The sequence below is a fragment of the Echinicola arenosa genome (assembly GCF_014841125.1).
Taxonomy (GTDB): Bacteria; Bacteroidota; Bacteroidia; order Cytophagales; family Cyclobacteriaceae; genus Echinicola; species Echinicola arenosa.
Genome location: NZ_JACYTQ010000002.1, coordinates 1 through 25,447, shown reverse-complemented (window position 1 = coordinate 25,447; position 25,447 = coordinate 1). Strand labels below are relative to the sequence as shown.

General features: G+C 37.6%; 24 protein-coding genes. 7 read left to right on the top strand and 17 right to left on the bottom strand.

Features of this window, described 5'->3' with window-relative positions:
- Positions 1-176: 176 nt before the first annotated feature.
- The 4 genes from IFO69_RS05050 (at position 177) to IFO69_RS05035 (ending at position 7,064) form a co-directional block, all read left to right on the top strand.
- Positions 177-2,933, top strand: a complete 2,757-nt coding sequence (locus tag IFO69_RS05050) for a TonB-dependent receptor (protein WP_192009004.1) — start codon at positions 177-179, stop codon at positions 2,931-2,933.
- A gap of 13 nt (positions 2,934-2,946) precedes the next feature.
- On the top strand, positions 2,947-4,260 hold the full coding sequence (locus IFO69_RS05045; protein ID WP_192009003.1) for a DUF4876 domain-containing protein: 1,314 nt from the start codon (positions 2,947-2,949) through the stop codon (positions 4,258-4,260).
- A gap of 62 nt (positions 4,261-4,322) precedes the next feature.
- Entirely contained in the window at positions 4,323-5,867 is a 1,545-nt protein-coding gene (locus IFO69_RS05040; RefSeq protein WP_192009002.1) for a DUF6850 family outer membrane beta-barrel protein, read from the top strand.
- Positions 5,868-5,927: 60 nt separating this feature from the next.
- Positions 5,928-7,064, top strand: a complete 1,137-nt coding sequence (locus IFO69_RS05035) for a cytochrome-c peroxidase (protein ID WP_192009001.1) — start codon at positions 5,928-5,930, stop codon at positions 7,062-7,064.
- Between the two features lie 68 nt (positions 7,065-7,132).
- On the opposite strand, the gene IFO69_RS05030 is transcribed toward IFO69_RS05035, so the two are convergent.
- The 4 genes from IFO69_RS05030 to IFO69_RS05015 form a co-directional block, all read right to left on the bottom strand.
- Positions 7,133-7,294, bottom strand: a complete 162-nt coding sequence (locus IFO69_RS05030) for a hypothetical protein (protein WP_192009000.1) — start codon at positions 7,292-7,294, stop codon at positions 7,133-7,135.
- A gap of 86 nt (positions 7,295-7,380) precedes the next feature.
- Positions 7,381-8,214 (bottom strand): hypothetical protein, encoded by an 834-nt coding sequence (locus IFO69_RS05025; protein ID WP_192008999.1) that lies wholly within the window; start codon positions 8,212-8,214, stop codon positions 7,381-7,383.
- Between the two features lie 537 nt (positions 8,215-8,751).
- The gene (locus IFO69_RS05020; RefSeq protein WP_192008998.1) at positions 8,752-9,132 is read right to left on the bottom strand and encodes a PH domain-containing protein; all 381 of its coding nucleotides are present in this window, start codon (positions 9,130-9,132) and stop codon (positions 8,752-8,754) included.
- 351 nt (positions 9,133-9,483) lie between these two features.
- A complete protein-coding gene (locus tag IFO69_RS05015) occupies positions 9,484-10,485 on the bottom strand; it encodes a YhdH/YhfP family quinone oxidoreductase (protein WP_192008997.1) in 1,002 nt (333 codons plus the stop codon).
- Between the two features lie 117 nt (positions 10,486-10,602).
- Between IFO69_RS05015 and IFO69_RS05010 the strand changes: the two genes are divergently transcribed.
- A complete protein-coding gene (locus IFO69_RS05010) occupies positions 10,603-10,944 on the top strand; it encodes a winged helix-turn-helix transcriptional regulator (RefSeq protein WP_225444004.1) in 342 nt (113 codons plus the stop codon).
- A gap of 504 nt (positions 10,945-11,448) precedes the next feature.
- A complete protein-coding gene (locus IFO69_RS05005; RefSeq protein ID WP_192008996.1) occupies positions 11,449-12,342 on the top strand; it encodes a glycoside hydrolase family 16 protein in 894 nt (297 codons plus the stop codon).
- A 253-nt stretch (positions 12,343-12,595) separates the two neighbouring features.
- Here IFO69_RS05005 and IFO69_RS05000 read toward each other — a convergent pair whose 3' ends face one another.
- Positions 12,596-12,961, bottom strand: coding sequence for a DUF1304 domain-containing protein (locus IFO69_RS05000; RefSeq protein WP_192008995.1), 366 nt, complete (start codon positions 12,959-12,961; stop codon positions 12,596-12,598).
- A 169-nt stretch (positions 12,962-13,130) separates the two neighbouring features.
- Here IFO69_RS05000 and IFO69_RS04995 point away from each other — a divergent pair, with 169 nt between their 5' ends.
- Complete coding sequence (locus tag IFO69_RS04995; RefSeq protein WP_192008994.1) at positions 13,131-13,421, top strand: hypothetical protein; 291 nt, start codon at positions 13,131-13,133, stop codon at positions 13,419-13,421.
- A 144-nt stretch (positions 13,422-13,565) separates the two neighbouring features.
- On the opposite strand, the gene IFO69_RS04990 is transcribed toward IFO69_RS04995, so the two are convergent.
- The 12 genes from IFO69_RS04990 to IFO69_RS04935 form a co-directional block, all read right to left on the bottom strand.
- Complete coding sequence (locus IFO69_RS04990; protein WP_192008993.1) at positions 13,566-14,114, bottom strand: STM3941 family protein; 549 nt, start codon at positions 14,112-14,114, stop codon at positions 13,566-13,568.
- Between the two features lie 179 nt (positions 14,115-14,293).
- Positions 14,294-15,271, bottom strand: coding sequence for an HNH endonuclease signature motif containing protein (locus tag IFO69_RS04985; RefSeq protein ID WP_317173425.1), 978 nt, complete (start codon positions 15,269-15,271; stop codon positions 14,294-14,296).
- A gap of 3 nt (positions 15,272-15,274) precedes the next feature.
- Positions 15,275-15,997 carry an HNH endonuclease gene (locus IFO69_RS04980; protein WP_192008992.1) on the bottom strand — a complete coding sequence of 241 codons (723 nt, stop codon included), beginning with the start codon at positions 15,995-15,997 and terminating at the stop codon, positions 15,275-15,277.
- A gap of 35 nt (positions 15,998-16,032) precedes the next feature.
- A complete protein-coding gene (locus IFO69_RS04975) occupies positions 16,033-16,464 on the bottom strand; it encodes a hypothetical protein (RefSeq protein ID WP_192008991.1) in 432 nt (143 codons plus the stop codon).
- Between the two features lie 11 nt (positions 16,465-16,475).
- A complete protein-coding gene (locus IFO69_RS04970) occupies positions 16,476-17,645 on the bottom strand; it encodes a putative phage abortive infection protein (RefSeq protein ID WP_192008990.1) in 1,170 nt (389 codons plus the stop codon).
- Between the two features lie 85 nt (positions 17,646-17,730).
- Positions 17,731-19,629, bottom strand: a complete 1,899-nt coding sequence (locus IFO69_RS04965) for a DUF2075 domain-containing protein (RefSeq protein WP_192008989.1) — start codon at positions 19,627-19,629, stop codon at positions 17,731-17,733.
- Entirely contained in the window at positions 19,626-19,955 is a 330-nt protein-coding gene (locus IFO69_RS04960; RefSeq protein ID WP_192008988.1) for a nucleotide pyrophosphohydrolase, read from the bottom strand. The genes IFO69_RS04965 and IFO69_RS04960 overlap by 4 nt, the downstream gene beginning before the upstream one ends.
- A gap of 98 nt (positions 19,956-20,053) precedes the next feature.
- Complete coding sequence (locus IFO69_RS04955) at positions 20,054-20,989, bottom strand: hypothetical protein (RefSeq protein ID WP_192008987.1); 936 nt, start codon at positions 20,987-20,989, stop codon at positions 20,054-20,056.
- Positions 20,990-21,360: 371 nt separating this feature from the next.
- The gene (locus IFO69_RS04950) at positions 21,361-21,588 is read right to left on the bottom strand and encodes a hypothetical protein (protein WP_192008986.1); all 228 of its coding nucleotides are present in this window, start codon (positions 21,586-21,588) and stop codon (positions 21,361-21,363) included.
- Between the two features lie 174 nt (positions 21,589-21,762).
- Positions 21,763-23,784: a mitotic spindle assembly checkpoint protein MAD1 gene (locus tag IFO69_RS04945; protein ID WP_192008985.1), complete on the bottom strand. Its 2,022-nt coding sequence runs from the start codon at positions 23,782-23,784 to the stop codon at positions 21,763-21,765.
- Positions 23,777-24,238 (bottom strand): hypothetical protein, encoded by a 462-nt coding sequence (locus tag IFO69_RS04940; protein WP_192008984.1) that lies wholly within the window; start codon positions 24,236-24,238, stop codon positions 23,777-23,779. Before IFO69_RS04940 ends, IFO69_RS04945 begins: the two co-directional genes overlap by 8 nt.
- Complete coding sequence (locus IFO69_RS04935; protein ID WP_192008983.1) at positions 24,239-25,204, bottom strand: hypothetical protein; 966 nt, start codon at positions 25,202-25,204, stop codon at positions 24,239-24,241.
- Positions 25,205-25,447 lie beyond the last annotated feature (243 nt).

The following is a 25,447-nucleotide window of genomic DNA, read 5'->3' as shown; positions in this document are numbered from 1 at the left end:
TCCAACTTCCCCCTTCCCTCCTCATACTTCCTACTTCTCACTTCCCCCTTAAGAGTGCCTTTATACAGCTAATAGCTTTTAGCTATGACATGTAGCTATTCAATAGAATTTTACTCTTAGTTTTTATTTAAACTTAATCTAAATAATTATACCTTTGCCGCTTCATCACCCAGATTATGAAGCGAAGATTATTGTTGATCATATTCATTTTAATGCCATTGACCATACTGGTAGCACAAGAGCAATCGATGCTGACCATCAAGGGGCGCATCATTGACGGCGACCGGGAGCCTTTGGCTTATGTTACGGTCAGAGCGGCCAACTTTGCCTATGCGCTTTCTGATGAAAAAGGAAACTATGAATTGCGGTTTCGTAAGCCTACTAGCGGAAAACTGGCCTTGTATTTCAGTTTGGTAGGCAAACAGGCGCTTAAAAGAGAAATCGAAATTGGACCAAATACTTATGTTGTTAAGGTAGAAGAGGTTTTGCTTCAGGATCATGACCTCTATATGGACGAGGTGGAAGTGACCGCCCAAAGGGATGAAGAAAATGTGTCCAATTCGGCTTATAAAATCGATAGGACGGCCGTTGAGCAAGCCCGGGCCAACAACCTTTCGGACTTATTGCAGATGGCACCTGGCCAAACCGTCAAAAATCCAATGCTCCACGGCGCCCAGACCATCACCTTCAGGTCTAGTAATATATCCTCTCAAGATGCCCTGAACAATGCTTTCGGCATTGGGATTTTTATCAATGGCAGTCAGTTGACCAAAAATTCAGACATGCAAGGTGTCAACCCCGTCCAAAGAGGAGCTTTCGATTCCTATACCAGTTCACAGTTAAATGGGACTAAATATACACCCAGTGACAATCCTGGTGGAGGCTTTGACCTGAGACAGATTCCCGTGGGCAATGTGGAGAAGGTGGAACTGGTCCAGGGCGTGGCCTCAGCAGAATACGGGGATATTACTGAAGGGGCCATTATCGTGGAAACCATTGCGGGCAAATCACCCTTAAACTTTGCAGTACGTTATGCCGGGGGAAATACCAATGTCTTCGCTAATAAAGGCTTCCAGCTAAATGAAAGAAATTCCCTCTCAGTGGGCCTGGATTACGTCTACAGTAATGCCAATCCTATAGACCGGATGAAGTCCTACAATCAGGTGAACGGAAATGCGCTGTGGACCACTTATATCGGAGCAGGCAAGAAGATCAGAAATAACCTGAGTATGAACTTCAATACCAACCTGGATGATTTCAAGTCGGACCCTGATATTGGATATGCTTTGCGCAACCGCTATCAGCGTAGGGCATTTTCGGTATCCGATAAAATAAGCCTCAATTATTCTACCCTAATATTCGATGGCTTGGAGGCCTCCATCAACTATTCCTATGGAGAAAGTACCTCTGAAACCATACAATTGATCAATAGGGGAGTAACTGGAGTAACGGATGTTACGGAAGAAGGTGTGCATGAAGGTACTTTCACACCAGGTACCTACACCGCTTCCATGCGGGTACATGGCAAACCCATATCGGCAGGTGCCCGACTCAATTTTTCCAAGGAATTCAATACTGGAAAATGGAAGCATGCACTTTCATATGGCTATAATATAAGTTACAGTGCCAATAGGGGAGATGGAAGGGTATTTGATCCTTTTAGGCCCATTTCGGGAGGTTCTTCACCTACCTCAGACCGGCCGTACTCATTTAGGGATGTTCAACCTGAGCTGGTGCAGCAAGGTTTTTATGTTCAGGATGGTATCAAGGGAAAACTACTGGATAAGGATTTAAACCTAAGTTTGGGTGTTAGGGGAGACCTGCAAGTTGGTTATTTTACAGTATCGCCCAGAATCAATGCACGCTATAAACTGGCTGAAAGATGGTCCCTGACAGGAGCATATGGTATTCAGACCAAAGCACCGGGTTTGGCCCACCTCTATCCGGGGCCTAGCTATGAAGATGTAATCCTGCTCAATAGTTTTAACGGAAAGGTCAATGAAAGTCTTTACTTGGCTTATACCCATGTGGAAACATCCAATGCTCAAGGGCTTGAGCCCATGCTTTCCAAAAGACATGAAATTGGGGTCAACTACAAATCCAAAGGTCTCAGCTTGGCATTCACTTATTTTGGGAACCAAAATGCAGGAGGAATTAGCATCGATAAAGTCCCATTGGTTGTGGAGGTATCAGATTATGAAATTACAGGTTACCCAGAGGGAAGTACCCCTGAATATGCAGAAACAGGTGAAACAAAAAAATATGCTTTTAAATCAAACAGAATTACCAACACAAATTATACGGACAGTCGCGGTTTTGAATTGATGGGGGCCATTCCCAAAGTCGATGCCTTAAATGCCAGCTTTAATTTTTGGCTGAGTTATTACAATACCATCAGCTATAGTTTGTCAGATACCTATGATGACAATAAAAACGCTGGCTTTTTTGTAGAATCAGATTATGTATATGTCCTATACCCACCAACTTGGAGGCAGTCTGGACGACTGCAAGGTAGCTTATCGACTAACTACCACCTTTCTTCATTGGGCTTGTTGATAAGCCTTAGGGTAGAGTCCTTCATCTACAATTATACCAGGTCCAAAAGGGAGTCGGATAGGGCCAAAGCATATTTTGACCAAAATCTGGATTATGTCTTCATCCCGGAAAGTGAAAGGAATGACTCGACCTATGATTTATTGGCAAGGGAAGGGGATGATGCGCTCTACAGTGAAAACCCACCTGTAGCCTATTTCAATGCGCACTTGAACCTATCCAAAAACATCAGCAAAAATATACGGTTTACCTTCTTCGCCAACAATTTCTTGAATATCAGACCTGAAGGAAACTACCGCCTGTCCTCGGGAGAGGAATCAAGCTATGGCCCACTTAACCAAGCTCCCTATTTCGGGATGGAATTAAACTTTAAATTTTAAATCATATATCAAAATGAAAAAGTCACTACTACTATTATTGACTGTAATTACCCTGTTCAGTGCCTGTAATCAGGATGATGAACCTATTGTTCAGCCTATTGACCTGACCATTCAGGTGATGGTGGATGAAAGCTTTGGTGGCGACCCTATGGCCAACGCGGAAGTAAAACTTACCAACGTCACGTCCACTCAAACCTTTTCTGCCATTTCAGATGTCGATGGTTTCGTGGAATTTGAAGCATTGCCTTCTGGTACTTATGATGTGGTCGCTACACGTACTTTTAATCAAGAAGAGTTTTCCTCGACATTTGGTTATAGCATAGAGGAGGAAGAGGTAGTATTCAATGCTTCATCTCCCGCCTTGGTGGTGAATGCCCAAACCAGTATGCCGGCCATGATGACCTTGGAGGTGGGTAAAGTAGGCGACCTTCTGATCAAGCAGGTTTATTTTGCAGGTTCAAACACCAGGGAAGGAGCTTCTTTCAGAGACCAGTTTATTGAGATCTATAATAATTCCAATGAAACCATCTTTGTGGATGGACTCTATGTGATGGGGGCGTATGGTAAAAACAGTACAAGAGAATCAGATTATGACCAGCCCAACGGTCAATATGACTGGAGTCAATCTGTGGGGATGAGTGCGGATGGTGATCCAAATAATGACTATTTCTACACCAGATGGCTATATCAAGTACCCGGTGATGGGGATGATTATCCTTTAGAACCAGGTGAAAGCATTGTGATTGCCCAATCGGCGCAAAACCACAAAGCACCATTTACGGATACAGAAGGGGAAACCATTTCAGTACAGAATCCTGCATTGACGGTGGACCTGAGTGGTGCTGAGTTTGAAGTATATGTGGCAGATGTAATCTCCAATCCTATGCCTAGTGATATTGATAATCCAGGTGTGCCGAATATGATTGCCCATTATATTTTTGGAAGGGATTTTCTGTTGGATAACCCTGGCAGGGACAGTTATTTGATTTTCAGAATGGATGGGGACATAAACGACTTACCTACCTATGCTGATCCTACCGATCGTGAAATCACTTCGGAAACGGATGTGAAAATTCAAGTACCTAAAGAGTATATTATTGATGGGGTGGAAATTCAACGAGCTCCGACCAATTTGCTTCCCAAGAAGTTGACCAATGATGTGGATGCGTCCTATACCTATGTACCGGGCGGTTCATTCAGTTCACAATCAGTGATCAGAAAAACAGCTTCCCAAGTAGGGGATAGGGTGATCTTGAAGGATACAAATAATTCATCGGAAGACTTTACTTACCTGGAAATGGCTGCTCCAAAAGGTTTTGCCAATTAAAGAATGAATCAGTACCGGGGAAAGCCCTGAACAGCACTTTCCCCGGTATATTTTAACATACAATGAAAAACACCCTCCGATATTGTCTGTTGCTATTGGCATGGCCCTTAATTTCTCAGCCCCTGATGGCTGAGAAGATGGACAGTGTAGCAGTAGATTCAGTGGATTCGCATTTTCTATCTCCCGCTTTTCAGCTGAAATGGTTGAAATTATCGGCTCTTCCGCTTCATCCCTATTGGGTGCAGGAGGAATTTGGACGCAGTCAGCTTGCCGTAACCCGGCAAAACGACAATTTTATCACGGCCCAGCAAGCGGAACAAGAAAGTGGGATTCATGTTTTCTCCGAAGGAATCCGGAAAGTAAATGGCTTTTGGCTGGAAGGAGGGTTTAGCTATCGCAAGGTTTTCAGTGACAGCGTCGGCTGGAACCTCTCGAGAGAGCTCAGTTCAAATCCCTATTACCTAGGAAATATCAAGAAAGGCAATTGGGACAAGGACTATTTTGACCTATTCCTAAAGGCCGTCAGGCCAATAGCGAATGAAAAACTGTTATTAGGTATAGGTATCGATTATCAATTACAGCAACATGCCCGATACAATGACACCAGGATCCTAATCAACTATTATGACCTTTCCTGGGATGTGCAGTTGGCATACCAGATCGGCCAAGGTCAATATATTGGGCTTACCGCAGGCTTACAGAATAGTGATGAAAAGGGAGGATATAGGTACTATGATGACAATAACGAGAGCTTTGGGGCTGAGGAATATATCGTTTACAACTTGTACGGACTTGGGAGTTTTGACTTGGTAAGAAGATCAAGGTATTACCAAGATTTCCATAGTAAAAGATTTGGGGCGAATTATAGCATTCAAAAAAATCAGTGGAGGATAAATGATGAGTTTACTTATTCCTCTTTCATTTCAAATTATGAACGTCGTAGCTCAGATGGTGGAGAATTAATCATCGAAAATATAGGTGATTATAAACTAAAAACTTACCACAACCGATTTTACGCGGAAAGATCCCAAAGCAACTGGATGCATCAATTGGTGTTATTGACCAAGGTGGAAAGAGGCAAGGACTTTAATAATATCTTCCTTGGGGCCAACTATTTCTATAACGCATTCCGACAGGACCTGATTTATCAGTTGTCAAGCAATCCATCCAGACTAAGCTTTACCGGAAAGTTGGGTGTTGAGCAAGTGTCCAAACAAGACTACAATGCTTCACATGCTTATGATTATACCAATATCGAGATGTGTCTCATGGCAGAGAAGGGTTGGGATAAGGCAGACTGGGTGTATAAACTTAATGTTGGACTTGGTTACAGGCATAACATAAACGCACAAATCGATGTCAATGCCCAATACGAAAATATAGTTTCCCAATCCATCGTCTATCCTGAATGGATTTATGGTAGCGCCGATTATTTAATGCCTATGGTGAAGATGAAGGTGGAGAAATACCTGAAAAAGGTCGGTTTCCAAGGGAGTATAGGCTATAAAACAAGCATAGCCACTCAGGTAAGAAGCATGGAAGCCTCTCTTTATACTCCTGAGGGCCGAAGAGATCATATAAATTTAGGAATTACCATTTTGCATTAGCCATTGCTTGATGGAATCAGGTAATAACGAGCATGCGGGAATTTGATCCTGAACAAACCTATGAAAACACGTCAAAATAAGTCAGTCAATATCATTTTAATCTTAGCCACCCTTTTGTGGTGTGGCTTTATTACTTACCAACGCTGTCAGTACACAGCGGATGAACTGCGGGAAATCTACAGCAAACCTTCTTCTGAATGGCCTTCTCCAAATGTAGATGAAGGCATCGTTTGGGAAGAAATTGCGCCGATTCCCCCTTCTCCCTATAAGGATGTGGACTCACTGCAAACTTTGGTGGATTTGGGTAAAGTATTGTTTTTTGATCCGAGACTAAGTTCTTCGGGACAAATTTCCTGCTCTTCCTGCCATGATCCCCAGCTTTCCTGGAGCAATGGTAGGACCGTGGGAATAGGACATGACCACCAGTTGGGCCAGAGAAATACACCAAGCTTATTTTATACTTGGGCAGGCAAGAGCTTCTTTTGGGATGGCCGGGCAAATAGCTTGGAGGACCAGGCGAAGCAACCAGTGGCCAATCCAGTGGAAATGCACCAAGGTTTGGATGACCTCCCTGCCAAACTGGATCAAATACCGGGCTACCATCCTTATTTTGAAGAGGCATTTGGAGATGGTCAAATTACGGTGGACCGGATTGCTTCTGCCTTGGCTTACTTTCAGCGTACGTTAGAAGGGAGAACCAGTGATTTGGATAAGTTCCTGAAAGGAAAAAAAGACGCCATAAGTGATGAGACGCTAAGGGGGCTCCACCTGTTTAGAACCAAGGCGAGGTGCATGAACTGCCATAATGGCCCTTTTCTTACGGACAATAAATTCCACAATTTGGGCCTTCATTATTTTGGCAGGAAGTATGAAGATCTGGGAAGGTATAATATCACAAAGGACACGGCGGATGTGGGTAAGTTCAAGACCCCTACTTTAAGAGAAGTCATGCGCACAGGTCCATGGATGCACAATGGCCTTTTTCATAGTATGGAAGGCATCATGAACATGTATGATCATGGTATGGCCAGGCCAAAACCCAGACCCGAATTCAAAGATGATCCGCTTTGGCCAACTACCTCAGAAATATTGAAGCCTCTGGGTTTGACGCAAGAGGAAAAGGAAGACTTGATGGCTTTTCTGCAATCTATGACGACCACTATCTACCGCATGCCAAGGCCAGAGCTCCCGCAATAAGTTAAAGGAATTAAACCCGCATTATGCATTAACCTATCTACGCTGCGGACAAGTATTGCTACCTGAAACTACTTCAAAATCAGTCGTTTAGCTGCTGTTTTCGGCCCTACCAGGTGGTAGGCAGATTCACCATCCGCCGCGGCGGATGATTCAGTCTCCAAAGAGCCTGATTTTCTTGTAGTTTCAGTTCTTCCCGACAGTGAAAGGGACAGGCTATAACGATTTCTCATGCATAAAGTGGGTTGAAGGCTATGTCCTAGTGGTAGATAGGTTTCTCACTTCCAGCTTCAATCTACCTCCTTCGTTCTTCCCTACTTCAATCTTCTCCGCCGTCAAAGCCAGTTTTTTTCTTTAAAAACTTCCGGATGATATAGATCACGAAACCTAGGATTAGGGCCACTAGCGCACCCCAAAAAGAAAAGAATTTATCCCAAAAAATTTCCCCGGCTCTTTTTAACCTTTCCTGCCACTGAAACCCTTTATCCACTTCAACTAAGACACTTAAGTTTTCAGTGGTTTTGGGAACAGGTGTGCCTTCGCAGTTGGGGTTGTCATAAAGTTCTATTTCTGCGCGGACATTAAAAGTTCCTTCCCGAAGGGCCGTTAAAGTAAAAATCACTTTAGATCCACTGGGGTCAATCCTGATACATCCCTTTTCTAAGGGGCTAATCTCAAAATCCGGTGCAATCGGCTTTACCCTGGCATACTGCCCGATCCTGGCAGGAAAGTCTTCTGTATCCACAGCCGTTCCTGGTGCGGGATTATATTCGGCATTTTTATCTCCAATCCATATCACCAAGCTGGCTCTTTCATGTAGCTTGATTTTTTCGGTTACAGCAAGGACAGCCCTATAATCTTCTAGGGCAATATCAGGCTCAGTGTCATTTTCAGATGTAGGCAATTCTATAGGTTCGGCAGTAGCAGGAGAGCTTGGCTGCTGGTTGTTTTTCTCTGTTGTATTTTCATCATCGATAGGTACAGGATCAGCGTCAGCCTGACTTTCACTAGGATATTCCTCTAGAGGTCCAGCGTTGGTGGTTTCTTCGCTGGTTTTCGACACGCAACCAAAAGACATTGCCATCACTCCAATGACCAATAGGGTCCTAAAAGCTAATTGGGGGATCCGTGAAATTTCCTTAAAACAAATCATGTCCAATAACGTAAAAATGTTGGCCAGTCGAGTACTGGTCTTACATACTTATAAATATACATAAAATAAAGATTATAAGGAGGTTGATAGGATCTACTTTACCTGAGAGTTATTCAGGATGTATTCTTCGAAATGAAGGTTTTGATCCTACAGCTGTTCCACGTCTCTATCCTAGCAGTAATTAGGAATGCACATGAACATGAGTCTGCTTGGCGGCAGATAGGCCTTCTGGCTCTAACTCACAGAATCACTCATCACTAAACTTCTTTCTTCCAGCACCTGTTGTCTCGATCCCGCCGCGGAGGATGGGACGATTAAAATTGAGTCTCTGACTCTCTACTCCATAGTTATTTAAATCCATTCAGACTTTGTTATCCCAGTTAGCCAGCCAATTTAGATCGTTTCGATCTTCTCTTGTGTCCTTACTTTCCCATTCTCTCGTCTAGTATTAGATGGCATCAAGAATTGGAATGGAGTCTATGGCTACAGCAAATCTGACCAGCATATTGTTTAGCCAAACTTGAGTTCATAAATCCATTAGCCCAAAACATGTTGGGCCAAGACCTTTTGTACATCGTAAACATTGACGGATTTGTTGAATTTTTTTGAGATGGAGGGAACCTGTTCACTAGATATCCAAATTTTCAATTCAGCATCCAAATCAAAGGTTCCTGACGTTTCAATACTAAACCGACTAATACTTTTATAGGTGATAGACATATATTCCACTTTTTTTCCTGTCAAACCTTGTTTGTCCACTAAGATTAAACGCTTATTGGTAAATATGAAGGTGTCTCTGATCAACTTGAAGCCGATTTCTATTTCTTCATTATTTACTAAAAGCTGACCATAATCCTTGTTTAATTTTTCTAGATCAACGGCTCCAGCGTTGCCGAGCAATGATGAAAATAATCCCATTTGATTCTTGTTAAAAATTGATGATAAAAATTCCTTAAACCTAATGATAACTACAAGCCTGCACAATACCAACCTAGTGTATTTTTACCATCCCCCCCAAAAACAAAAAAGCCTCGGCTTAGACGAGGTCTTCATGGATAATGTTTTTGCTACTTGAATTACAGATTCCCAGGATAGGAGGGTGCAGTGGCATACTCCACCCAGTCGAGGACATCAGAATAATGCAAATATTCGTAGTTTGGGATTTCAAACCACATCACCATTTAATAGCTATAATATTCATTAAACGCTTTAAAGTTTGAATTTACAAAATCGCCCCGTATTACGTATATTAATTGTTTTGGAGCGGATTTATTCCGTCAAAGTCAAAACAGTTCTTCCTTTTAATTTACCCTTCAACATTAACTCAATTTTTTGTTTCAAATTCTCAAGTTTAATTTCATTACAAGTATAGTCTAATTGTTCTGGCTTCCATTCTTGTGCCAATTTATTCCACACTGTAGCTCTGTATTTCATAGGATAATTTTGTGAATCTATACCAATAAGTGTTACACCTCTCAGGATAAATGGAAAAACTGTTAAATCAATTTTCGGAGATGCAACATTACCACAGCAAGTTACAACTCCCATTGAACTTGTTGATTTAATTATATTTTCAAGAATTACCCCTCCAACTGTGTCAATTGCTCCTGCAAATAAGGGTTTTAACAAGGGTTTTTTATCAAAATTTTCAATCTCATTACGTAATATCACCTCTTTTGCACCTAAGGTTAAGAGGTATTCCCGCTCTTCCTCTTTGCCGGTAATTGCAACAACAGAATACCCCAACTTACTTAATATGGCAACACTTAATGCTCCAACACCGCCTGTGGCTCCTGAAACAGCTATCTTTCCATCTTCTGGTTTTATCAAACTAGTAAGCCTTAAAACTGACATACCGGTTGTCAATCCCGCAGTTCCGTATATCATTGCTTCTTTCATGGTCAACTTTTTAGGCAATTTTACAGCCCAATCAGAAGGAACCTGAATGTACTCTGCAAATCCGCCATCAGTATTCATTCCTAAATCATAACTTGTAACAATTACCTTATCTCCAGAATTAAAATTATCGCTATTCGATTTTTCAATTATTCCGACTGCATCAATACCTGGTGTATGAGGGTAATTTCTTGTTACGGCTTTATTACCTGACGCTGACAATGCATCTTTATAATTCAGTGAGCTATAATAAACTTTTACTAAAATCTCATGCTTGTTTAATTTACTAAATTCCATTTCTTTAATAGAACTAGTATATTTATGATCATTCTCTTCAACTCTGAACGCTTTAAATGTAGTTTTACTTTGGTTCATAACTGTCTGTTATTTTATTAAGTCTTATGCAAATAACAGTGAAAAACATTTGAATACCAATAACTTACAAATAGTATGCATACGAACATTTATTTCCGTTTTTAGTTATTTCAAGGCATGAATAGAAAAAAAATGAAAAAAAGTTATTGTCCGATTGATACGTTTATCAATACTGTTAAAGGTAAACGGAAAGGAACTATTATCTTACACCTTTTTCAAGGAGATAAACGCTATAATGAATTGGTAAAACTGCTAACTGATATTAGTGAACGTATGCTTACCAAACAGCTTAAAGAATTGGAATCTGATGGTTTAATAGTTCGAACCGTTTTCCCCGAAGTCCCACCACGAGTAGAATATAGTTTAACAGAATTAGGAAAAGAAATTCATCCAATACTTAAAAGCATGTTTAAGGGAGGAATTCTTTTTGAAAAATCTATTGAGGGTTTTCAATATTAAAATTTAACATTATTGTAACAGGAAGATGCTATTTTACAATATGAAACTCACTAATGGTAATTTGTGGCCTATGGCATTTTGAAACTTGAAGGCTTCCCTTTCTTTGTCCGGGTTAAAATTAGACAGACAAGGCTTATCCTGCAATGGATCCAATATCCTTGGCAATCTTTATGTTTCAAACTGCTCTTCCCTCCTCAGGTTTTCACCTCTTGGAGTAGATTGGATCTACACCTTCATATCTTTTGTCTCCATATAGTATCAAAAAGCTCATAAGGGAATACAAATTCCCAGTTAAGTTGGGAGATACGACCTGTTGACGCTGAGGGTTACTTAAAGGGTGAAAAATAGTTAATCCATAGCTTAATGCCCGGGTATAATACATGCAAATCCTCCTTTTGGTCCTTTTTGCATAAATAATGACAGCAAGCATTATTCGCCGTAGTGGGCTTAACAAACCTGTTTTTCTTTTTGTATATTGATTACTGAAATCAACCAGCTACAACTATGGATCAATACATTTTATGGGCAATATTATTTTTCATCCCCTTAGGTGTAGTTGCTCAAGCTGATAATAACCATCGTTCATTTGTTGAGAATTTTGAGGATGCTGATTTAAATTATTTTAGGTATGGTTCTACCGGTAACAAAGCCAGTTTTAAATACGAAGTAGGCGTGAATTCTCCATCTGAGCCGGGTACTAAAATTCTTTCCTTTAAAATAGATCCGGAGGATAAGGCAGGTGCTGGACGCGGACCTGAGATTATCTCAAAAAATTTTACGCATTTTGGCACCTATTCAGCGCGGTTGAAAGTTCCAAATGTGAGAGATATTCAGCCGAATGTCGGAGCAGTAGTAGGCTATTTTACTTATCATGATGATAGTTTGGCCGGACTAAGTGAAATTGACTTTGAATGGCTCCCTGCTGACCCTACTGTTGTTTATATTGGTACCTGGACTGGTGGGCAATCCGGTGAGTTGTTACGAATTGGCAGAACCATCAATCTTGCCAAAGGAATAATCTATGAAACGACCTTTAGAAAAGGTCATGCAGGTAAACGTATAGCATTAATAGGTAAACAAAACCAGCCTGAGACCATTATGGCTATACCGGATTATGACGCTTCATCTACATTTTATACCTACGGTTTTGATTGGTTTGAGGATCGAATCAGATGGTGGATGATTCATCCTGACAGTGGTGAAAAGGTAATATTGTGGGATTACAAAGGATCCAAAAAGGGCATACCACAACACCGAACGCATTACCGAATTAATTTTTGGCATACTGATGATTGGCCAGTTGAAACGAATCCCCTTTCAATTGAAAAACCCTTGCAACCTTACGAAATGGAGGTAGACTGGATGTCCTATGATCCTTTTAAAAGTAATTTGGAGTAGTTAACCCCAATTTTATGGGAACCAGTTTATCCAGTCCCAATCCTTTTAATAAGCATGCTATCATAATCCCCTGTGGCTGCTAGGCATCAGACAGGCAGAGAAGCTATCTCACCTATAGATGAAGAAATGAACCACTTGCTGTACATAAACCTCAAACCCCATACTTCCGACTTCCCTCTACCTCTCTCTTTTCCATATCTAGGGGATGCATTAGGGATACCTTACCTTCATGTAAATGGTTTATTTAGATCATTTATTGAAATAATAAAACAAAAATCATGGCAATAATGGCAGGCAGACCTTGCTTTAAAAATATACTTTTACTAGCAGTGGCGGCGCCATAAATTGCGGCGATAATTACACAGGCAAGAAAAAATAAAGCAACATTTTTTGCCCAGAATGTATTTTCAATAAGCAATGCCCAAATTAATCCAGCTGATAAAAAACCATTATAAAGGCCTTGATTGGCAGCTAATATTCTGGTTGGTTTAAATAACTCTGATGGAATGGATTTAAAAGTAGCTTTTCCTTTAGTTTCCCATGCAAACATTTCAATATATAAAATATATAAATGCTCAATGGCAACTATGGCTATTAGTATTTTGCTAATTACTATCATATACACTAATCTTCAATATCCTGTATTTTTACTAAAGGCAACTAACTATTTCATTTAGGCTTACCTTAATAAGGTAATGGTTTTAGCTTGGTTTTATGCTTATTAAATTACCGAAGCAATAAAGCAACACAAATTCCCCAAGCCTGAAAAACACTCGCAATTTAGTTTATTGTCCATCAAGCCCTTCACCAATAAAGCCAGGATTTCTAAGATATTAGCCAAGAGTAATATTCCCACCACGGATATCTCACCTCTAGGTGTAGATGGCATGCTTCGCCTGTTGATAAGGAATACTCGTCTCGAGAATAATTTAAGTAAGTGCAGAAGGCTGCCAGAAATGCGGGCCAGCGGTGGGCTTGCGGTCAGAAGCTTTATTTCTGGCTTGACTTTTTTGTTACTTTTTGTGTCTAAGACAAAAAGTAAGTATACCGGCTATGTTGTTGCCCACGCCATGTTCTGACTGCACTCACACCTCAATATCTTCTTGAATATTGATATGTATCATTCAAATCTAAAAATATTATGCACTTTATGGAATTACAAATTCCAAGGATAGTAGGGGGGAGTGGCACACTTCACCTAGTCGGGGGGATGAGACTCCCCTTTATTTAATCATTTGTGATGCTTTTTTCTCTTCAAAGGCATCCATCACTATCTTTTCCAATTCTTTAAACTTTACACTTAAAATGGTTGAGGTAATGGATAAAGGGGTTTTGTAAGTTCTTAGGTTAGATTTCAATAGCCACCTTTTAAATCCATTTTCAGCCTTGTTTACATACTTCTGTGGTTGGAAAGTGTAGATCAACAGCCAACTTGTTTTTTTAAATGAATGCGTCTGAATTTCTTTGATATCTTCCCACTCAATCAGTCCAATACTTGATAAGTTGGAATGGTCAATTATTCCGATTTCATTGATTTCTATACCCGAATTTTTTGAAAGTAATTTCCACGGAACTATCACGGCAATAGTTCCAAAGAAAAGAATTGACAGAACCCCGATTGTTTTATTCATGGTTTCACTACTAAACATTAACGAGGTTAGTCCTTTTTCATCAAGCAAAGTCATAACTCCTATGGCAACGAAGCAAAGTGAACCGACAAAAACTAGAACAATTTTCAACTTGCTATAAGGTATTTTTACTTCCTGAGTCATGCTATGTCATTTAAGTTCTGCCACTCGTTATAAGTTGGACCTCCAAGGATAGAGTTATTCTTTACAGAAATAATAAATTCCCAGGATATTAAGGAGATCGGAATAATTCACCCAGTAGGGGAGAGGTGTTCAATTAGACTAAACCCATTAAATCTATTATAAATTGCTTCAATTTAAAATCACGAATAATCATCAATAGAATCTTCTCCATCCCATTCTCTTCCAAGTGCTAGATTAAACTGCTTTTGAGCTCCAATTAATTCAAAGAAGGTGCCGATACTTTCATGGATAAAATTATTCCCAACGATATATACCTTTGCCAGTGCATAGGGTTTTATGCCAGTGCCATTTGTTAAAACAAAAAGCTCGTTGTTAGTATTATTGATTTCTGCCGAGTCAACTATCGATTCTCCATATTTATTTTTAGAAAATACACTTCCCTTTGCCAATCTTTGCGCATAATCTAGTAATCCATTCTCATTGATTGAAGCAGGACAGTTAGGGAATTCATTTGGCGTTTTCCAGTTTTTTTGCTGAGCATTGGGTGTTTTTGATGTAATTATAAGTTCTTCCACATTTGATAAATCATTTTTCGGATTTATCTTCTGATATACCCATTCACCTAATTGGCCACTTTTTGAAACTTTCCCTTCTTTTGCCCAGTTCAGTAAATTGTTTTTTGCGTTCTCTGCTTCTTCTTTGGTGACTGTCCTCATCCAAGAGAAATTTTGGTCAAGATTACCATTAAGAGGCTTATTGGGATTGGAAAGAAAATTCTCAATACTGCCATAGTTGAAAATTATTCTGGACAAGGTGATAGGGTTTAGTAGTATATTTTCTAGCCTTGTTATCCATCTCAAGTTTTCTGGTCTATTGTTTCGCTTATTGGTATCAATATGATCTATTACGTGAGATTCTGATGGTTGAACTCCATTGAAAGCGGTCGCCACAATTCTATGCACCGTTTCAGATGAATGATACATATAACCTTTTTGTTTATCGACCTTTCCAAAAGTCCATTTTTCGTCCAGAGGTCTTTTTCTTTTACCAGATTTTTGAAGTCTACAAATGGCACCATTATCCCTTACCCGATAGACTTCTTCTCGATATTCACAGGATTTCTCAATTTCAAACTTGTCAATCAAATCGTTTTTCACTGTCTAGTTGGTGGATTTGGATGATTTTTTCTTTTTACTCTTTATCATTTTTTTAACTTCATACACAGTATATGGAGGGTTCCTGCGATGCATTATTGCATGGCAATTAGGACAAACTGGTATCAAATCTCTTACAGGATCGAGTTGATATTCTTTTCCTATACTAGCAATTGGTCTAAGATGATGGACATGGATAAAATCTTTAAAATCACTACCGTAATTATCTTCAAAATTAAACTCACATACAATACAAGAGTAACCATGATGTTTTAAACATGATTTTCGCGCTCCACTATTCCTTTCATATGAATTTACAAGAATACGTTTAGAACTTCCCTCAGCATATATGCTGTTTTCTGTCAGTTCTTCAGGAATATTTTGATCACTTGAATGCGTAATAAGTTCAGTATTATGATACCCATATTCCTTCAACCTTTGACTAGCAACGCATAATTCTTCAGGGGTAAACAGTTCTCTCCAGGGCTCCCTGAGTACCAGGGCCTCCAATGAAATATCAAGCCTGCCTTCATTGACCAAAGTAATAAACCCTTTGGTTGGCGGTTTATTAATGGCTTTAGGATCAAGCCATGATTTGGCAGCTTTTAACCCACCATCTTTCCTGATTTTTTGCAAGAAACGAGTGGCATTATATCCGCAATATTTTTTTGCCGCTTCATAAATTTCAAATGCCTTGTCATTAAATTTACTTTCCAAATTATCATCCATGGCAAAAAGTGTTTTGTAAAAAAGAAAAGATAAAATTAAACTGTTTTATCACTTTTAGGAGTCATTCTGCTTATTCTATCTCGATACCAGTTGAAAATAATCAGTAATTGTAGAACTATTATCCCTGCTAAGGCGCATTTTAAGGGAAATGGATAAAACAACTGAAAGATGATAGGTATAAAAAATATCCCTATCGTAATTAAACTCCCAGAAATGCTACTGGTATAGATTAATTGTTCACTCTCTTCATCCAAAACATCGAAATGCATAATCAGAAAAGTATTCAACAACCATACTGGCGTAGAGATGGAAGTCGCTAACAATATTAATTTGACTGTTTCAAGTTCCAAAAACAAAGGTCTATTAAAGGCATAAATCATCAATATCCCTGAACCTAATGTAGAAACCAAAAGGATGATAATTGTCATCGCTGCGGGAAGCTTGATATTCCCTAATTCGAATGGCATAGTGATTTTTTTTATTTATTATCTAATTTATTTTTCTCTTCTACTAGTTGGCTAAATCGATCACTTTTAATGTGCCACTCAAATAAATCTGCAAGTCTTTTTTGAAGATTATTATGCTTATCCTCTGAATTTATTTTATAACCTTTCTCCACTAGTTTAAAGAAAAATTCTCTTACTGGATCTGGGCCCATTCCTTCAATTAAATTAAGTGGTAAGTTTTTAATTAGACCATAATCAAGAAAATAACTTAAATTGGATTCTGTCCCATTGATATTTTGCTTTAAATCAATTGTTCCATCACTCCACCAGACTTTACCAGCGTCAAAAAAAGAGTTGTAATAAATCATGGCTTGTTCATGATTGGAAAGTTGTACTCGTAATGTCTTTACATATGAATACCTTTTTGAATATTCAACTTCCTTATTTTTGTCCTTAAAACCTGAATCTACAACAGGTAATTTGATGGTTTGATATATATGTCTGAAATAATGCCCCAATTTTGAAACATGTCCGTCAAATGGAAAAAAGTCCATTTCAAACTTAATTTTTTCTTTTCCAATCTTAAGGTTAAACTTTTGCCATTCATTATTCTTTTTGGAAGAATATTTTTTTTGACATTTTTGCAATTCTTTTATGATTGATGAAATAATTTTTTCCTCAAATTCACCTAAGTAATAATTAAGTCCTCTATTTGAGATTTCCCCAACCCCGAAGAAAAAAATGGTGTAGGCAAGTTTAGTTTGATCATTAATTGAAATATTCTTGATTTTATATTTATTTATTATAGCATTACAGACCTTATAAATAACGTTAAATTCTTGGTACATTTTGACAAAGGCTTTCCTGCCAGAATGCTTCCCTGATATTTTAATTTCCTGCACATTCTCTCTATGTAAGCGGACCATTTCGTAGAATTTATTTTCAAAGCGCTCTAGTTTTATATCCTTCCTAGTTTGCTCATTAGCCTCATATTGTATGTAAAAAGCTAAAAAGGTAAAAAAAACTCCAAGGAAACCTATAAAAGGGGCAGTTGTTCCTCCAATGGTATCTCCAATTGCTCCTGAATCCGAAAACTCCAAACCGGTAATTGTAGGTAATGTTAAGAGGTATGGAATAAACATTAAAATTATTCCAAACGAAAAAATTCCAATAAGATATGGACTTAATGTTTTCCAGTTCATGGTTTAAAGTCTTAATAACCTTTTATATAATACTAATACCGTTGATTTTATAGTAAATAGATAATAAATAGAATAGATTGTTGATTTAATATTTGTTCAAATTATCATAAACTTTACTACTCTCATTTCCCAGAACTAACTCCCTAAAATACTCTCTTGTCTCTTTATCGGTACAATAGATATAGCAGCCTTTCATTCCTCTTGTCATGAGGGTACGGTAAGTGTTTTTAATTATAGATCTTAATAGAGGTTTAGCTTCATCAGGATTTTCTTTCATTAATTTCTTCCAACCGTAAACGGTTCTGTCATCTGAAGCCCTTTTAGAAGGATCAACCAGTACTTCCCCATTGCGCACGATTAAATCATTCCCTATAATGACACCTATATAATCCACTTCTAGTCCTTGAGCGGTATGGATACAGCCAATTTCCGTTACTGAATTGGGGTCAATGATCCACTTCCCGCCATAATCAGTCATATTCCATTGCATATCAAACCCGAACTCTTCCACACCGAAATCATACTGGCTTTTATCCTTTTTACTCTTCCACGGCCAACAATACCCTGCTACCATTCGGGCTTTATTGTTGATGGTATTCTTTTGATAAATCAATTCTTGCAATTCCTTAGGATCGTCAAATACTCTAAAGTCATATTCGTAATCCAGTTGATTCAGATCATAGTTAGCAGTTTCCCTGATTTGGAGCACATGATCTAGCCAAGCTAAATATCCATCTGATCCATTACATCGAAATTGAGAGGCCAACTTCAGTTTATGCACCTTTATGCCCAATGCTTTGGCAAAACTTTCGATTAAGAGTGACTCACCATAATCCTCTATATGCACTCGCTGGTCTTCATCGATAAAGAACACAGAGGATAAGGATGTTTGCAAAATTTCCTTGATTTGATTATCTCCGCGTCTAAGAAATCCAGTTTTCTCTGTCAAGCGATGAGCCTCATCTACTATCAAAGTCTGAATGCAGTTTTTAGGAGTATTGATAAAAGTGCCAGAACCCACAAAAAGACTTTTTAGTACGGCTTTTTTATGCTCTTTGGTCAACTTTTCAAAGTACACATCCCTCGGTGCGCTGGTTTTGGTGACATACTGGGCCATTTTACCATTTCGGTTAAGCTCTACCAATAAGTTAATGGCTACGACAGATTTCCCCGTACCTGGTCCCCCTTCCACGATCAGTACATTCTTGTTTTTTTCATGTGACTGCTTGGCTAGGCTTAAGGCGGTTTCATAAACCACCTTCTGGTCATCGATCATGATAAACTCACGATTACCGTTAAGCATATTTTTAAGGCTGTCAGCGAGACTCTTGGTAGGGCGGATCTTACCATTTTCGATCCTAAACATAATTTGGCTGCGATCCCCTTGCCGTATATAACGCTTTATAAATTCCCTCAGTTTGATAGCTTCAGACTTAAGGAAAGCAGGGGCCTTATCTAAGTAATAAGCATAAAATTCATTTTTAATGATATCATCCTGAGGGTAGTTGTGAAGATAAGCACAGGGATATAGGTTAATGGATTCTTCTTCCACAGTAGCATTAAAGGATTGTAACAGTGCCGCATAAGACCAAGCCTGATAGGAAGGGTGGCTGGTTTCGGACTCTCCATGCTCAAATCGAGTCTTTACCAATCCGTCTTTTTCTGTCAGCTGAGCTGAATCCCATTGCTTCAGCTCAACAATGATGACATTTTCCTTGTCCCCTTCTGTACCCGTAATAATGAAATCGACCCGTTTGGAGGTTTGGGGAATATGGTATTCTATAGATATACCACTATCTCTCGGGATGGAGGGATCATTCAAAACCCTATCCATATAACTCAGTGAATTCTTAAAAGACATCACTTCATTTTTGGCGACTTGTTTTCCTGTTACGGTAAAAATGGCCCCAGAGATAATGTTCTCTATATCATTGGTAAGGATGTCGTTACAAAAATCTTCCTTAGTCTTATTATAAACAATCATAAGTCAGTATACTTGGTTGCCGTCCCCTTTGCTTTATCTACAGGGTACTTGGCCTCATTCTTCGCTATTTTATCCAATATGATTTCTTTGATGTCAAGCCCGTGCTTTTCTGCCAGTAAAAAACAGAAACTCAGCACATCAGCCAATTCTTCTTTTAGTCGTTCTTGATCCACTTCCTCATTTCCTTTCCATAAAAAAAGCTCAAGAAGCTCGCCGGCTTCTATATTGATTGCTGCAGCTAGGTCTTTGGAATTGTGAAACTGTTTCCAGTCTCTCTCATCTCGAAATTTCAATAGAGCTTGGGTAATTTTTTTGTTTTCAGACATTGAAAATTGGAATCATACTATTTTGCGTTAATATCAAAAATACAAAGACTGAACGGTATTATTCAGTCTTTGCACGATAATTCTATATTGATTCAAATCTAGTTAGTATTTTCAATTATTTTGGAAATAGCTTTTTTCCAAGAAGAATGTTCATTTTCAGGATCATGGACGACTCGATCTACGTAAAGCTTTCCGTTAATAATGGCTTGTTTGTCTAATTTAATCAAGTTGATATAATTATCTCTTGGGAAAAAATAGGTTGCATTACCTCTACGGATAGATTCCACAAGCACCTTATTGTGGCCATTAAATCCAAAAACCAAATATCCAGCAAAACCATCATTTCCTGCTCCTAAAAACTCTGGTTCGAATTCATCAATGTAATCTAATCGTTCTTTAAAATCCTTGACTTCTGTTTCATTGCCGTCTAGGAATTTATGGGTTGATGCCTCGATTTTAATTTTCAGGTCATCAGTAACTGTTCCTGGAGGTAAAATATTAAAGTCAAATCTCTTCTCTGGAGGAATGGGATATTTATAATCCTTATCCAAGATTTCAAATATTTTAAATATTTGGGTAAAAAGATTTATGACAAAAGTGTTTTTTAGATCTTCCTTATCCGTCTTAAGAAAAGTCAATTTTGGAGAAATCACAAATTTCACTCCATCCTCTCTCTCAAAAAATTCAAACTCAAATTTGGGCTGAAGCTGCAAAACTTTTTCCCATACATGGAAATCCCTATCAAATTCCACTCTTACTCCATCTTTTCGTATGTATTTTATGTGCCTTGTTATTGTGGTTTTTGCCTCAGGTACCTTTCTTATCCATTTGCCCTGGATATTTTCTCTTGCTTTTCCGCTTACTGGCTTCGCAATAAATTTTTCTCCATTTTTAAAATCTTTTGGCAAACCAAATCTATTAAGTAGTGGAGAAGCATTGTACTCAGCAAATTCTACACATACATAAAAATGGTCTCCTTCGTCAATCAAATAATCCAAATATTTAATTGAACTTTTAACTCTATTCTTCTTCATATTTTACTAAAAACTTTGGTTTCAATCTTAGGTTTATTTTAAAAGACATTCAGCATTTTAACTATTCTTTTTCACTATCTTAAATAGAAAGCCCTAACCTAAAATGAAACTTTTAAAAATAAAATACCCCATCTAGGGTATTTTTCACCTGCTTCAAAACACCTATCTTGAAAAGTTTAATATTCCCAGCACTGTTCTATTAATGGAAAAACACCTATTCCTACTATACCTGACATTTTTTTTGCATTAGCTCTGGCATATGGTCAGAAGGTATATGTTACCAAAACAGGCACCAAATACCACCAATCATCCTGCAAATATTTGAAGTATAATGCTATAAGCCACCAACCCTCAGAGGCCAAAAAGAAAGATTATACTGCTTGAAGTGTGTGCAAGCCTAGTTCAGTTGTGACAAGTAATAAGACAGGTATCCCAACTAAAGTGGCAAGTGAAACAAATAATGTAACTCTGGCCAAAGCCAGTACAACAAGACCATCACCCCAACCAAGGGCTACTTCTGTTCGCTGTTCTGGTATGACCAAAGCAGGAAGCAGATGTATAAAATGACCAAAAGTGCCAATGGAAATTGTTATCAACATGGAGGGTAATTAATAGGTTGTCAGTTGACCTAATAATCAATTTGTCATTTTAGCAAAACAATCCGGAAATGGGAATTACAAATTCCCAGGATATATGGGCGAAGTGGCATACTTCACCTAGTCGAGGCTTGTGCGAATTGCAATTGTGTATGGCTTTTAGCGTTGGCTTTTCGTTCATATTTTCTTAATAAATTTTTCTTCTCCTAAGTCTATTAGTTCAAAATCAACATCCTGTGTACAGGCATTAAAAGTATCTTCAGATTGGTGGAATGAAGAAAACACTATTGATTGAGTATCTCCATAATTTCCCAAACGTTTCAACAAGAATTGAAGGTCATTATCACCTGCTTCTTGTTGTCCTGGTTCGTCAAGGATAAATAGCTTAGGGTGATTTCCATCAAATCTTTCAGATGTTTCTTTTAATGCAATCGTATAACTCCAAATTGCTCTTGTGAAATCACTAGCAGATGAGTCAAATTTAAGTGAGTATCTATCTACAACAGGTAACAAGGTATCTCTTGAAATACTTATACTGTCGATTGGTTTGCTACGATAATGAAATTCCCTAAGTAATTGTTTAAATATGGTTTCTAGTTCTGATATTTTTTTATAGTCGAATTTAGAAAGAGATTTTGGTAATTTTTTTTCTTCACTTAGAATTTGAACCCACTCATCAGATAGACTTTTAAAGGCTTCCTGAAATGAAGCTAATTCTTCATACTTTCTTCTGTACAAATCTAACCTTGCTTTCAATTTCAATCGTTTTTCAATTAGTTCAATTGATGGTAAGCGATTGTCACTAGTTAACTGTGTTTTGAGCGTTCGGATATTACTTCTAGTCTCTGAAATTTTAATGTTAAGTTTTTCAATATTTTGTTCTAAGTCAGATATGTCATTTTGATGATTTGACATATAAATTTTAATCAGATTGATTTGAGCTTTAATGTATTCGAGATTTTCCTCTATCTGCATTGGTACAATTTCAATATCCTTTGGAAGCAATGAATCATTCAACCCTTGGCTGCAATATGGACAATTATCGTGTGCGATGGCAAAACCTTCTTCCGCACCTTTCTTTTTTACTTTAAGATGATATTCGTTTTGAACCTTATCATTTTCAAGTTCTAATAATCTCTCTTTAAAAGATTTATACTTACTAATTGCTAAATTTTTCCTATTAATTGTTGATGATAGGTTGATTGAATAGTTACTTAGTTCTTCGTTTAGTTTATTAATACGTATTTCAGATTCTTCAGCTTGGTCTCCAACGTTCGGAACTTCTAATTCAAGTAATTGTTCATACTCTTCTTCAAGCACATTAATATACTCTGATATGTTGTATGTTCTTTCTTCTGTTAGGTAAACCAAATAAACCGAATTAATTGAGTTTATAATCTCAGGTTGATTATTTACTCCTCTTATTTCGCAAGCTATTTGATTGGCTAGTGATTTAAATTCATTGAATTTATTCCTCCAATCGAATATTAAATCATTTTTATCTTGCTTTAATTTTGATTTTCGTTGTTGAATTTTCCAAGAATCTAAATTTAAAAGAAACTCTAACGCTCGTGTTTCTTTATCGAGTAAGGAATAATAAGGAATTGTCGCTAAAAAATCTGTCCAACCTGCTTTTTGCTCTATCACGAAACTTGGGAAAATATTTTGAAGGTATAACTTTCGATAACTACCATCCTTGTATTGAACTTGTGGTAGTTCCCAACCCATAAGTTTCTCTAGAAAAGAATGGAAACCAAATGCGTTTTTACTATCGGCAGCTCCTTTGTCGTGAACATACATAGGAACATAGTCGTATTGTTTTGGTTCAGTTAATAGTTTTCCATTAAAAACCTCGACTAAACCTGAATTTTTGGTTTCACTAGAAATATATCGTTTTACAGTAACGACAGAAGTACCTTCAATTTCTAAAAGTATATTTGATTCTATGACATTGGCTTCTATCTTATTTTGATTATCAAGGATTTCACTTTTAAGGACAGATTGCATTGTCTTTTCGTTTTTCCCACCAATAAGTTCTTCTAAGCCAAGACCATATAGAATAGATTGAAAAAGAGTACTCTTTCCTGTTGAGTTAAAGCCTTTGACTATCGTTAAACTATCACTAAAACGAAGTAGTGGTGTGCCGTAAATACCTTTATCAGTATTAATCGTTATTTGTAAAGCTCTTATTTTAAGCATTCTTCCATTGACTTATTAAACCGTTAATAATTTTTTCAGGAATTTTTTTCCCAATTAACTTCAAAACTTGTTTTTCATTTACAAACAAAGTTTCATCTTCATTAATTTGTTCGACAAATTTTTTGCCTTTGGCTAACAGAGTATAATTGCCTTTGTCAAAGTCAACCAATTTTTCTGCATAGGCAAGATTTAATGCTCTATTTAAGGTTGATTCAATCCCGAAAAACTGAAGCTTATTTTGATAATTTGACGTAACATAATCTTTAAGGATACTTGAGTTCTCATAGGATTTAAGAGCCCACGAAAACAAATGAAGCTTGAGCAAACTTGCCTTTCCTGCATATCCATTGAAATAAAGAATTAAAAGAATTTGAGAAACCTTGTACATTGGTCTATAATTAACATACAATGGCATTTCTCTTTCTGTAAATGATATATATTTATTCTCTTTCATTTAGCTAAAATCTAGTGAGCATTCAAGAATCCAAAATGAAACCAAATAGGCGGTGAGTTCTTCTTTATTAGATTCAGATAAAAAATGAAACTCTTTGTTGATAAGAGCTTTAACTGTATTATCTATTTCTTTTAGCTTCTCCCTATTATCATTTACAGGTATAAGACTTTCTTTCGAAACTCTTTTCCCAAGCGAATTTCTAACCCGAACAAATTTTTCGTAAAGCTTATTGTTGAAATTTGACCACTTTTCTAAAATATCTTCACCTACAATAAAGTCCCTTATCTGTGAATCTGTCAATCCAACTATATTTTCAGCATAATTCTTGTCAGGGTTATCTGGAAAAAGCTTTGCATTCTTTCTTAATCCGTTTTCAACAAAAGTGTTGTTTTCATAAACAGCTTTAAAATCCTCTATTGTTTGATTAGTTGGTTCTGTACTGGTAAAGTCTATTTCTGGATATGTAATTGGTTTTAATAATCGACCTGTGTCAATTATGCTAGGAATTTCGGGCAGGAAATATTCATAATCCTTTAATCCAATTTCAAAATCATCATCAATGAAATCCAAATTCCAACTTTTAACTAGATTTTGTTTTGAATTGCAATGTAAAATCAACTCCTTGGATTTAATCAAAGGTGTTGTGAAGTGCCAAACTTTTATCTTATTACCATTTAGAATTTTTCTCAACTTAACTTGATAATCGAATAATTTTTGAACGTCCGTACTTATTTTATCTCTTTGATGTTCGTATAGTTCCTTATCAGTATATTCTTTTTCGGGACAATAACATTGGTAAGCGTCACCGATTGAATTGTAACCATCAAGACCATAATCACCACCTGAATCTGCCGGTACAGACTTAAAGTTATGTTGCTGGTGTTTTATCTTTAAGCAACTTTGACAAAATTCTTCCCATTCGTCACCATCAGTAAAAGTCAATCCAATTTCAGGTAGTTTTATCATATTTAATTATTTCATTGTCAGCGTTGGCAAAAAACAGCTCTTTTGGTTTTCTCAGCGTTGGCATTTGCGTAGGCAAAAACCAAATGTGCTGTTTGTGCGGTTGGCTTTTCTTGTATGCCACACAACGCAAAGTGTTTTAAACGTAATCTAGTCAAAAAAATAAACTATTTTCTTAAGACAATCAAGATTGCGTTTAAAACATAGTTGAACGAAGCCGGTGAAGTGCTATGGGCATTTGTCTTT

Coding starts and splice junctions, on each gene's coding strand:
- IFO69_RS05005 (WP_192008996.1), top strand. CDS start 11,449: ATGGATCAATACATTTTATGGGCAATATTATTTTTCATCCCCTTAGGT.
- IFO69_RS05050 (WP_192009004.1), top strand. CDS start 177: ATGAAGCGAAGATTATTGTTGATCATATTCATTTTAATGCCATTGACC.
- IFO69_RS04935 (WP_192008983.1), bottom strand. CDS start 25,204: ATGATAAAACTACCTGAAATTGGATTGACTTTTACTGATGGTGACGAA.
- IFO69_RS05010 (WP_225444004.1), top strand. CDS start 10,603: ATGAATAGAAAAAAAATGAAAAAAAGTTATTGTCCGATTGATACGTTT.
- IFO69_RS05030 (WP_192009000.1), bottom strand. CDS start 7,294: ATGAGAAATCGTTATAGCCTGTCCCTTTCACTGTCGGGAAGAACTGAA.
- IFO69_RS04960 (WP_192008988.1), bottom strand. CDS start 19,955: ATGTCTGAAAACAAAAAAATTACCCAAGCTCTATTGAAATTTCGAGAT.
- IFO69_RS05025 (WP_192008999.1), bottom strand. CDS start 8,214: ATGATTTGTTTTAAGGAAATTTCACGGATCCCCCAATTAGCTTTTAGG.
- IFO69_RS04980 (WP_192008992.1), bottom strand. CDS start 15,997: ATGGATGATAATTTGGAAAGTAAATTTAATGACAAGGCATTTGAAATT.
- IFO69_RS04975 (WP_192008991.1), bottom strand. CDS start 16,464: ATGCCATTCGAATTAGGGAATATCAAGCTTCCCGCAGCGATGACAATT.
- IFO69_RS04945 (WP_192008985.1), bottom strand. CDS start 23,784: ATGCTTAAAATAAGAGCTTTACAAATAACGATTAATACTGATAAAGGT.
- IFO69_RS05020 (WP_192008998.1), bottom strand. CDS start 9,132: ATGGGATTATTTTCATCATTGCTCGGCAACGCTGGAGCCGTTGATCTA.
- IFO69_RS04990 (WP_192008993.1), bottom strand. CDS start 14,114: ATGACTCAGGAAGTAAAAATACCTTATAGCAAGTTGAAAATTGTTCTA.
- IFO69_RS05045 (WP_192009003.1), top strand. CDS start 2,947: ATGAAAAAGTCACTACTACTATTATTGACTGTAATTACCCTGTTCAGT.
- IFO69_RS04950 (WP_192008986.1), bottom strand. CDS start 21,588: ATGTTGATAACAATTTCCATTGGCACTTTTGGTCATTTTATACATCTG.
- IFO69_RS04955 (WP_192008987.1), bottom strand. CDS start 20,989: ATGAAGAAGAATAGAGTTAAAAGTTCAATTAAATATTTGGATTATTTG.
- IFO69_RS04970 (WP_192008990.1), bottom strand. CDS start 17,645: ATGAACTGGAAAACATTAAGTCCATATCTTATTGGAATTTTTTCGTTT.
- IFO69_RS04940 (WP_192008984.1), bottom strand. CDS start 24,238: ATGAAAGAGAATAAATATATATCATTTACAGAAAGAGAAATGCCATTG.
- IFO69_RS05000 (WP_192008995.1), bottom strand. CDS start 12,961: ATGATAGTAATTAGCAAAATACTAATAGCCATAGTTGCCATTGAGCAT.
- IFO69_RS04965 (WP_192008989.1), bottom strand. CDS start 19,629: ATGATTGTTTATAATAAGACTAAGGAAGATTTTTGTAACGACATCCTT.
- IFO69_RS05040 (WP_192009002.1), top strand. CDS start 4,323: ATGAAAAACACCCTCCGATATTGTCTGTTGCTATTGGCATGGCCCTTA.
- IFO69_RS05035 (WP_192009001.1), top strand. CDS start 5,928: ATGAAAACACGTCAAAATAAGTCAGTCAATATCATTTTAATCTTAGCC.
- IFO69_RS05015 (WP_192008997.1), bottom strand. CDS start 10,485: ATGAACCAAAGTAAAACTACATTTAAAGCGTTCAGAGTTGAAGAGAAT.